Annotated in this window: 7 protein-coding genes, 1 other RNA gene and 1 pseudogene; 3 read left to right on the top strand and 6 right to left on the bottom strand. The window is 36.9% G+C overall.

What is annotated here, in order from left to right; all coding sequences use genetic code 11:
- Positions 1-43 precede the first annotated feature (43 nt).
- Entirely contained in the window at positions 44-910 is an 867-nt protein-coding gene (locus A194_RS0112620; protein ID WP_017187191.1) for a GNAT family N-acetyltransferase, read from the bottom strand.
- A 187-nt stretch (positions 911-1,097) separates the two neighbouring features.
- Here A194_RS0112620 and smpB point away from each other — a divergent pair, with 187 nt between their 5' ends.
- Together smpB and ssrA are read left to right on the top strand one after the other, a co-directional pair.
- On the top strand, positions 1,098-1,556 hold the full coding sequence (smpB, locus tag A194_RS0112615; protein WP_017187190.1) for an SsrA-binding protein SmpB: 459 nt from the start codon (positions 1,098-1,100) through the stop codon (positions 1,554-1,556).
- Between the two features lie 87 nt (positions 1,557-1,643).
- Positions 1,644-2,003: a transfer-messenger RNA gene (gene ssrA, locus A194_RS19860) on the top strand.
- A 142-nt stretch (positions 2,004-2,145) separates the two neighbouring features.
- Here ssrA and betB read toward each other — a convergent pair.
- From betB to A194_RS0112595, 4 genes and pseudogenes are all read right to left on the bottom strand, one after another.
- Positions 2,146-3,619, bottom strand: a pseudogene (gene betB / locus A194_RS18415) (betaine-aldehyde dehydrogenase).
- Between the two features lie 48 nt (positions 3,620-3,667).
- Positions 3,668-4,669, bottom strand: a complete 1,002-nt coding sequence (locus tag A194_RS0112605) for an NAD(P)/FAD-dependent oxidoreductase (protein WP_017187189.1) — start codon at positions 4,667-4,669, stop codon at positions 3,668-3,670.
- Between the two features lie 20 nt (positions 4,670-4,689).
- Entirely contained in the window at positions 4,690-5,049 is a 360-nt protein-coding gene (locus A194_RS0112600) for a Rieske (2Fe-2S) protein (RefSeq protein WP_017187188.1), read from the bottom strand.
- Positions 5,049-6,122 carry an amidohydrolase family protein gene (locus A194_RS0112595; protein WP_017187187.1) on the bottom strand — a complete coding sequence of 358 codons (1,074 nt, stop codon included), beginning with the start codon at positions 6,120-6,122 and terminating at the stop codon, positions 5,049-5,051. The genes A194_RS0112600 and A194_RS0112595 overlap by 1 nt, the downstream gene beginning before the upstream one ends.
- A gap of 268 nt (positions 6,123-6,390) precedes the next feature.
- On the opposite strand from A194_RS0112595, the gene A194_RS0112590 reads away from it, so the two are divergent.
- Entirely contained in the window at positions 6,391-6,936 is a 546-nt protein-coding gene (locus A194_RS0112590; protein ID WP_029425265.1) for a hypothetical protein, read from the top strand.
- Between the two features lie 371 nt (positions 6,937-7,307).
- Here A194_RS0112590 and A194_RS0112585 read toward each other — a convergent pair whose 3' ends face one another.
- A complete protein-coding gene (locus A194_RS0112585; RefSeq protein ID WP_017187185.1) occupies positions 7,308-8,099 on the bottom strand; it encodes an EamA family transporter in 792 nt (263 codons plus the stop codon).
- Positions 8,100-8,210 lie beyond the last annotated feature (111 nt).

The raw sequence follows: 8,210 nt of genomic DNA, 5'->3' as shown, positions 1-8,210 counted from the left end.
TTAAAAACAGAACTTCCAAAATAGAAGTTCTGTTTACAAAGCTTTACTTCCAATATCCGTGTAAAATCCATGGGTCTTGGAACTTAAATGCATCATCATTTGGTATTTTGTTACGTGTTTCATCTGGAAGATCAAAGCGAATGTACGTCTCATCACCATACTGCTTTTTAAATTGTTCAAGCTCTTCATATAACGTTTTCATTAATCCTGGTTGTTCGAATAAGTCATCCCATAAATACACGACATGAGCATATTGATCACGCTTTTGATCAAATTTCACTATAGCAAAACGATCTTGAGCTTCATTTTCGAAGAACGACCACTTCTCAAGGTCTTCGTCTTTAAAAAGTTCAGGACTCGTTGGGAATGGATAGTAAGCTTCTAACGGGAAGATGACTGAATCATCATGTTGAAGCGGGTCAATCCATTTACGTTTTTCTTCTAATGTCTCAAGCTTCGTCCATGCTTCACCAGTAGGCTCTGGTAATTTGCTTTGACCCACTAATACTGCTGGGTGAAGTAGCTCAAGTCTAGGTAGTTGTAATTTCTCTAACACACGTAAAGCTGGGAAGTTATGCAGTTGTGTATTAGCACCAATCCATTTAATTTGGTCATCTTGTTTTAATTGTTCGATGATGTACTCAATAATCGTTGTGGCAAGACCGTTACCTAAATAACGTTGGTCACTTCTTAGACGTCCTAACATCCCGTACTGTCCTTTAAAGACAGAATAACCAGCAACTGAAACGAGTTGGTCATCTGAAAATAGGCCGTATAATGCGTGTTCATCACTCGTAATTAAACGTTCAAATATACGGACGACGTAATCATCTTCAATGCCCGTTTGCATATTCGCGATCTTTTCTTCATCGTTTATTGTTAAAGGTCTAATTTGAATGGTATCAATCATCTTAGTAGTATCCTCCCTTTACTTCGGTTTCCTAATTACATAGAATGCCATAAAATAGGTTGGACTGTCTATTATGATGTACTAAAATTTTGAATTTAATTTAGGAAATGTTGTCGTAATCAGTCATCACAGTTTAAAAGCACCGAGTTTTTTGGTAAAATAACCTTTGCAGTGAGGAGGAAAGACCATGGCAAAAAAAGATCCAGGCGCCATTGCAACAAATCGTAAAGCAAGACATGACTTTCATATAGAAGAGACGTTTGAAGCGGGAATGGTTTTAAAAGGAACAGAAATTAAATCGATTCGTGCAGGACGTGTCAACTTGAAAGATTCATTTGCACGCGTTTATAAAGGCGAAGTTTACGTTCATAACTTGCACATCTCAGAGTATACACAAGGTAATCAGTTTAACCATGAGCCGACAAGAGCAAGAAAGCTGCTCCTTCATCGTAAAGAAATTAATCAGTTAATAGGCCAAACCCAACAAAAAGGTTACTCACTAGTACCGCTTAAAATGTATATTAAAAATGGTGTGGCTAAGCTTCTAATTGGTATAGGTCGCGGTAAGAAGAAGTATGATAAGCGTGAAGACTTAAAACAAAAAGCGATGAAACGTGATGTTGAACGCGCATTAAAAGATTATTAATACCAAACAATGACATTTTCAAAGTACTATTGCCATGTTATAATAATGAATACTAAATGATTTTGGTGAAGAAACATTCTTTTACTCGGGGATGTTTTGGATTCGACAGGGATAGGTCGAGCTTAAGTAGCGAGCCGAGGTGACGACTCGATCAACGTCATTTCAGTTAAATATAACTGGCAAACAAAACGATTTCGCTGTAGCTGCGTAAGCAGTTCTACAGGATCCTTCCTACCATCGCCCGTGTGGTAGATTGAAGGGTCTCAAATGAAGCGGGCTACGCTGAAGGCCACCGTCTGAGGTCTTCAGAAGAGACTAATCAGACTAGCCATTCGGAAGCCTGTCAGTAGGCTGAAGAATTGGCGAATAACAATATACTGACTACGCTCGTAGAAGCTTGAGTGGCGATATCTTTGGACGCGGGTTCGATTCCCGCCATCTCCATATTAATATGGACTTAATATGAGAATCCCCCATAAAGTGTCTAATTGGACAGTTTATGGGGGATTTTTATGGTTCTTATATATTTGCTAGGGTAACGACACAAGTCATTTTTTACTATTATTTATTTCAACGGTTTTAGAGTTTTTTAGTTACCGAACCAGTTAATAGGTTCAGGGTATAAATTGTGGAAAATATGCTTCGCTTCCGTATATTCTTCTAGTCCAAGTTTACCTAGTTCTCGACCAATACCTGATTGTTTGAAACCGCCCCATGGTGCGTGAGGAAAATATAAATTAAATTCATTGATCCAAACGGTTCCCATACGCAATTTGGCAGCACAACGCTTGGCTTTTGTAATATCGTTAGTCCAAACGCCCCCAGCTAATCCGTAAATGGAGTCATTCGCCAAGTTTATAGCTTCTACTTCAGTATTAAATTTTTCAACCGTAATGATTGGCCCAAATGCTTCATCTTGGACGATGCTCATGTCAGTTGTACAGTTTGTAAATATGGTAGGTAAATAGAAGAATCCATCTTGGAGTTCTTGATCATCTGGACGTTTACCACCAACAGCTAAGGTTGCACCTTCTGCGATTCCGGTTTCAACGTATTTTTCTACTTTTTTAAGATGTTCAGCAGAAATAAGTGGTCCCATTTGAGTATTTTCATCAAAACCATTACCCATCTTAATATTTTTCACACGTGCTACCAACGCTTCAATAAATTGATCGTGAATACTTTCTTCTAATATTAGTCTTGTTCCAGCTGAGCATATTTGTCCCGCGTGGAAAAATACAGCGTTCATTGCCTGATCAATGGCTAAATCAAAATCTGCATCAGCAAAGACGATATTCGGATTTTTACCACCGAGTTCAAGTGCGAGCTTCTTTACATTCACACTTGCTGCTTGCATAATTTTTTTACCTGTTTCAATTCCACCTGTAAAAGAAATTAAGTCGACATTGATATGACTAGAAAGTTCAGCACCAACTGTCTGGCCAGGTCCTATAACAAGGTTGGCAACTCCTGAAGGTACCCCGGCTTCTTCCATTAATTCAAATACTTTGATCGTCGTTAACGGTGTAATTTCACTTGGCTTCATAATAAGTGTATTACCAGTGACTAAGGCTGGGGCTAACTTCCATGAAGCTTGAAGTAATGGGTAGTTCCAAGGTGTAATTTGTCCGCACACTCCTACAGGTTCATGAACGACTAGCTTTCTGAATTTGGACAGGTGATTGTATAAATTCACCGCCATTTTTATCCGCAATCTCTGCATAATAACGAAAAACTCCAGCAATGTCATTCATGTCTCCACGGCTTTCTTCAACTGTTTTGCCGGTATCTAATGATTCCAAGTTTGCCAATTCCTCTAGATCACGTTCAATTAGTTCGGAAATTTTATGGACAATATAGCCACGTTCTATTGCAGGTGTTGTGCTCCAGTCGCCTTGGTCAAATGCTTTTCTTGCTGCATCGATCGCTGCTTTAGCATCTAATTCATCGCCTTCTGTGACAGTGGCAATTACTTCTTGATTAAATGGATTAATAATATCACGTGTTTGACCGCTATTAGATTCAATCCATTTTCCATCTATGAACATTTGTTTTATCGTCATCTGTTTTTTCTCCTTCTGTTTGATTGGTTTTTCTTAAAATCAATCGATCTAAACGCCACTTAATACTCTCGTGCTATGTGGTGGCTGTACTTTTACATTTGGATTTATATAATGCTTCGCCTGACTGATCGCTGTCGGGGCTTCACCGAAACCAGAAGCGATCAGTTTGACTTTCCCAGCGTGAGTTGTAATATCACCAGCTGCATATATTCCAGAAATATTTGTTTCCATTTTTTCATTTATGACGATAGAACTTTTCTCGAATGCTAAGCCCCATTCTTTCATAGCACCTATGTCTGAAAGGAATCCATAGTTGACGATTAACGTATCGATATCTAGCATTTCTGTCGCTTCACCTTTATTTTCTTTTAACACTAGGCTTTCGATTTTTTCGTCATCGCCAATTAGTTGATCAATGATCATAGGTGTTTTCACTTGAACCGTAGATTCATTTAATTGATTGACACTATGTTCATGGGCTCTAAATTGATTTCTTCTATGAACAAGTGTTACTTCATCGGCAATTCCTTCTAACATCAATGCCCAATCGACAGCAGAATCTCCTCCACCTGTAATGCATACTTTTTGACCTTTGTATGCTTGAAGATCAGAAATCGAATAGTGAAGGTTGTTCTCTTCGTATTTGTCAGCTTCTTCAAGTTTTAAGCGGCGAGGCTGAAAGGCACCGGCACCACTTGTAATAATGACTGTCTTCGCATAATGGACATCTTTTGTCGTTGTTATTTTAAAAAGTTGTTCATCAAGCTTTTGAACATCTTGGACATTTTCTTCTAAGCATATTTCAGGATTAAATTGCTTCGCTTGTTCTTCTAGCTGATGAATTAAATCTTTTGCTAATACTTTTGGAAAGCCAGCTACATCATAAATATATTTTTCAGGATACAAGGCCATCAATTGACCACCTACTTGAGGTAAGCTGTCAATTACTTTAACAGACATTTCACGCATTCCACCGTAGAAAGCTGCAAATAAACCAGCAGGCCCTGCTCCAATAATAATAGTATCAGTTACATTCTCAGAACCGTTCATGTCTTATCACCTTCTAATATTTATTTATAAACAATGACCTCATCATCTTCTATTCTTAATTTAAACCCAGGTAGTTTTTTGTCAGGGTTGGCTAGCATTCTACCTTCGTTTTTTATATCAAATTCTCTACCGTGCCAAGGACAACGAATAATTTCACCTTTTCTACAGTAATGGTAGTCTCCTGGCGTACTTTCTTCCGTTGTTGCACCACAAACCATACCTTTATCGAGTGGGGCTCCTTGGTGGGTACATTGGTTTCTAAATGCATAAAATTCTCCGTCTGATGTTCGACAAATCAATACATTTTGTTTTCCGAAATAAGATGCCAACATCTCACCAGGTTCTAAATCAGTCGTTTTACATACAACTTGTTCTCTCATTAATTACCCTCCTTAGAATTAGGTAGCTTCGGGTAAAATGATTTCGCATTATCAGCGAAAATCTTCCTTTTTAGTTCTGGGTCCATATTTGGTAATGCACGAGTTGGGGAGTCATAATCCCAATGTGGGTAGTCAGTAGAAAAACATAAAATGTCATCACTACCCATTTGTTCAACAACCGATTCAAACTCTTGTCTCGTTAGTTCTTCTGCTGGTTGTGTTGTAACACGAATTTGTTCTTTAAAGATTTGACTTGGTTTTCTCTTTAACCAAGGTACCTCATGACGTAGGTCTCGGTATTGTTGGTCCATTTTCCACATTAGGTGTGGAACCCATGTAAATCCACCTTCAATCATCATCAGTCCAAGGTTTGGGAATTTATCGAAAACGCCATTAAAGACCATGTTCGTAATTATTTTCATATGAGCCGTAGGAATTAACGTGTGCCACTCAATGAAATATCTTGGCCACTTTCCGTAATAAACAGGCGGTTCATTGTGGTGCATACCAATCATTAAGTTATGTTTTTCACACGCTTCATAAATTGGATGATAATATGGATCACCCCACATGTTGTCATCAATTGGTAGTAGTACTTGAACCATTTTCGGGTGTGAACCGACTCTTTCAATTTCTTTTACAGCCCCCTCACGATCATTTGCATTAATATGAACGGAACCATATAATCTTTCATCTTTCTCTAACCAATTGTCAATTTGCCAATCGTTATAGGCAGATGCTAAAGCGGTCGCCATTTCATACCAACCGTGCATAGACGATGGAGACGGATCAAGTGCACTCGTTAAAATCCCATACTCGTGATCTAAATCGTCTAATAGTTGTTCTTGCATAAAAGCTAAGTCTGTTGCAGGTGGGCGCCCATCAGGAACTACGGCATCTGCTCGGTCTACTCCTGCTACAGTTGGTTGTGTATAAGGCATATGCTTTTCTTGAATCCAGTGACAATTTTCAATGTAATGTTTAAAGGGTTCGTCAAGATACTTAAGAATGTCTTGATATTGAACACGCTCGTGAATATCAGTATCAACTAACCTCACTTGATTTTTAGACAAAATTCATTCCTCCCATAAAGTTTTTTGAATAGTTTGGATTGTATCAGCATATTAGAAATTCTCCAAACCTTCTGAGAGGGGATGAGAGCCATTTAGATGAGTCAGTGAAGCTCAGTGACGTTCAGTGAGGCTCAGTGACCCATTTTTAATTTTTAAAGGAGCTAATTTATTGGAATATTGTGTTAAAATAGATTTCAAGTAAGAAAAAACTTGAGTGAGAGCGGAAGTAGGATAACTTTTGAAATTTGAACAATTTTGGGGTGTTTTAATGGATCATATTACGAAGTCTTATTTTGAAGATCTTGAATCGGAGGACAAAAATTTACAGTATGAAGCCTTTCAAAATATAATTCACGCAACCAATGATAGCGTTGATTGGGCTTATGAAGTTTGGGACCAATTGTTAGAATGGCTCACTGACAGTGATCACCACCGTAGAGCAAGAGCAGGGCAGTTTCTTTCTGCTTTAGCAATCAGTGACCCTGAAAAAAGAATGCTTCAAGATTTCCCTGCTTTGTGGGAAGTAACAAAGGATTCAAAGTTCGTAACAGTCCGCCACACTTTACAATCCATTTGGAAAGTAGGATTAGCAGGACAAGAGCAAAGAGAGATGGTTCTCAGCTATATAATCGACAGGTTTAATAACGGAATAGATGAAAAGAATTATACATTGATTCGGTATGATCTCATTGTAGGCTTAAGGAAATTATATGATGAAGTGAAAGATGAGCAAATTAAGGAAATAGCAATGGAATTAATTGAGTACGAAGAAGATAGTAAATATAAAAAGAAGTATATGTCGGCTTGGAGATAAGAAAAAATGATGAGATACTCAACTTTAAATTTGGCATAGTTTTATTCAACGATTTGTAAGAATAATTTTTGCTAAAAGAAGAAGGCGTTAACTAATGAGGGTTAACGCCTTTTTGGTCCAATTAATTCAGTCCTAACTTCTTTTACTTAATCAATAGAGTTAATGGGTCTAGGTTTGTATTTATAGCCTAGATGTAATGATCTAGTTGAATATGGTATCCGACTCCTATTAGTACAACCATTTAGTGCCAGTTATTTATGATGCTTTATTTTTGGTTCTTACAACAACTTTCCTCTTTTTCTTATTATCACCCATAGCTAGTAAGAGTATGGAGATAATCAGTATAATGGCACCTAATGTATTTTTGATTGTTATCTCAATTGGGAAAAAGGATAAGAGATAACTGCAAGTAATACTGGACTAAATGCTCTGGTTACATTAGCAATAGAAAATCTTAAATACTTTAGTGCTTCGTATAATAATAATGTTCCAAGGAATCCGCCGAAAAGTGTTGATATAATTAAATATCCAACTCCTTCGTATGTATAATGTCCATCAAAAAGCTCCCCAATGATTAGTGTATAGATCATTACAAATATTAACGAAATACAATTATTAGTAAACATGATGGAGTTAGAACTCTTTTCTTTAGACAGCGATTTTTTAATATAAATATTTGTTAATGCAAAGAAGAACGTATATGAAAGAGCGAAAAAACTACCAATTAAATTGTTGGTGTAACTACCACCTGATTCAACAAACAGAAACGTACCAAGAATAGCAATAATGATGAAAATTATTTCTTTTCTAGATAGTTTTTCATTGAGAAAAATAACAGATAAAATCACTGCAAACACGGTATAGAACCTTCCCAGGAAACCAATCTCCACTGGTGAAAGTAAATCAATGCTCAAAAATAGAAAAATGATGCCTATAGAATTAAAAAGAGCTAGCAGTATAATATTTTTTTCAAAATAAAGTTTAACATAATTTTTAGTAAAAAGACCTAGTAAGAAACAAGCTGTTATAATTGTGAGCACATTTATCAGTGCTGCTTTAGCGGGAGAGATTTGCGACAATCCAAACTTCGACAATAAAGGCCCTACAGCTAACATGAGAACAGAGAGTATATTAAATAGGTGCCCTTTTTGTAAATCATTCATCGTGTTCACCATCCAACTATAAATTTCGACTTTGGTTACCTATATTGATTATATTTGATAAAAGGAGAATAAAAAGTGTAAATTAATTATAGTCATTTCACCTTTTTTAAT

The sequence above is a fragment of the Alkalibacillus haloalkaliphilus C5 genome (assembly GCF_000269905.1).
Lineage (GTDB): Bacteria > Bacillota > Bacilli > Bacillales > Alkalibacillaceae > Alkalibacillus > Alkalibacillus haloalkaliphilus_A.
This window is presented reverse-complemented; position numbering and strand designations above follow the sequence as displayed.

What these genes read in the sequence shown, in the direction of transcription:
- A194_RS0112605 (WP_017187189.1), bottom strand. Translation starts at nt 4,669, where the DNA reads ATGAACGGTTCTGAGAATGTAACTGATACTATTATTATTGGAGCAGGG.
- smpB (WP_017187190.1), top strand. Translation starts at nt 1,098, where the DNA reads ATGGCAAAAAAAGATCCAGGCGCCATTGCAACAAATCGTAAAGCAAGA.
- A194_RS0112600 (WP_017187188.1), bottom strand. Translation starts at nt 5,049, where the DNA reads ATGAGAGAACAAGTTGTATGTAAAACGACTGATTTAGAACCTGGTGAG.
- A194_RS0112585 (WP_017187185.1), bottom strand. Translation starts at nt 8,099, where the DNA reads ATGAATGATTTACAAAAAGGGCACCTATTTAATATACTCTCTGTTCTC.
- A194_RS0112620 (WP_017187191.1), bottom strand. Translation starts at nt 910, where the DNA reads ATGATTGATACCATTCAAATTAGACCTTTAACAATAAACGATGAAGAA.
- A194_RS0112590 (WP_029425265.1), top strand. Translation starts at nt 6,391, where the DNA reads ATGGATCATATTACGAAGTCTTATTTTGAAGATCTTGAATCGGAGGAC.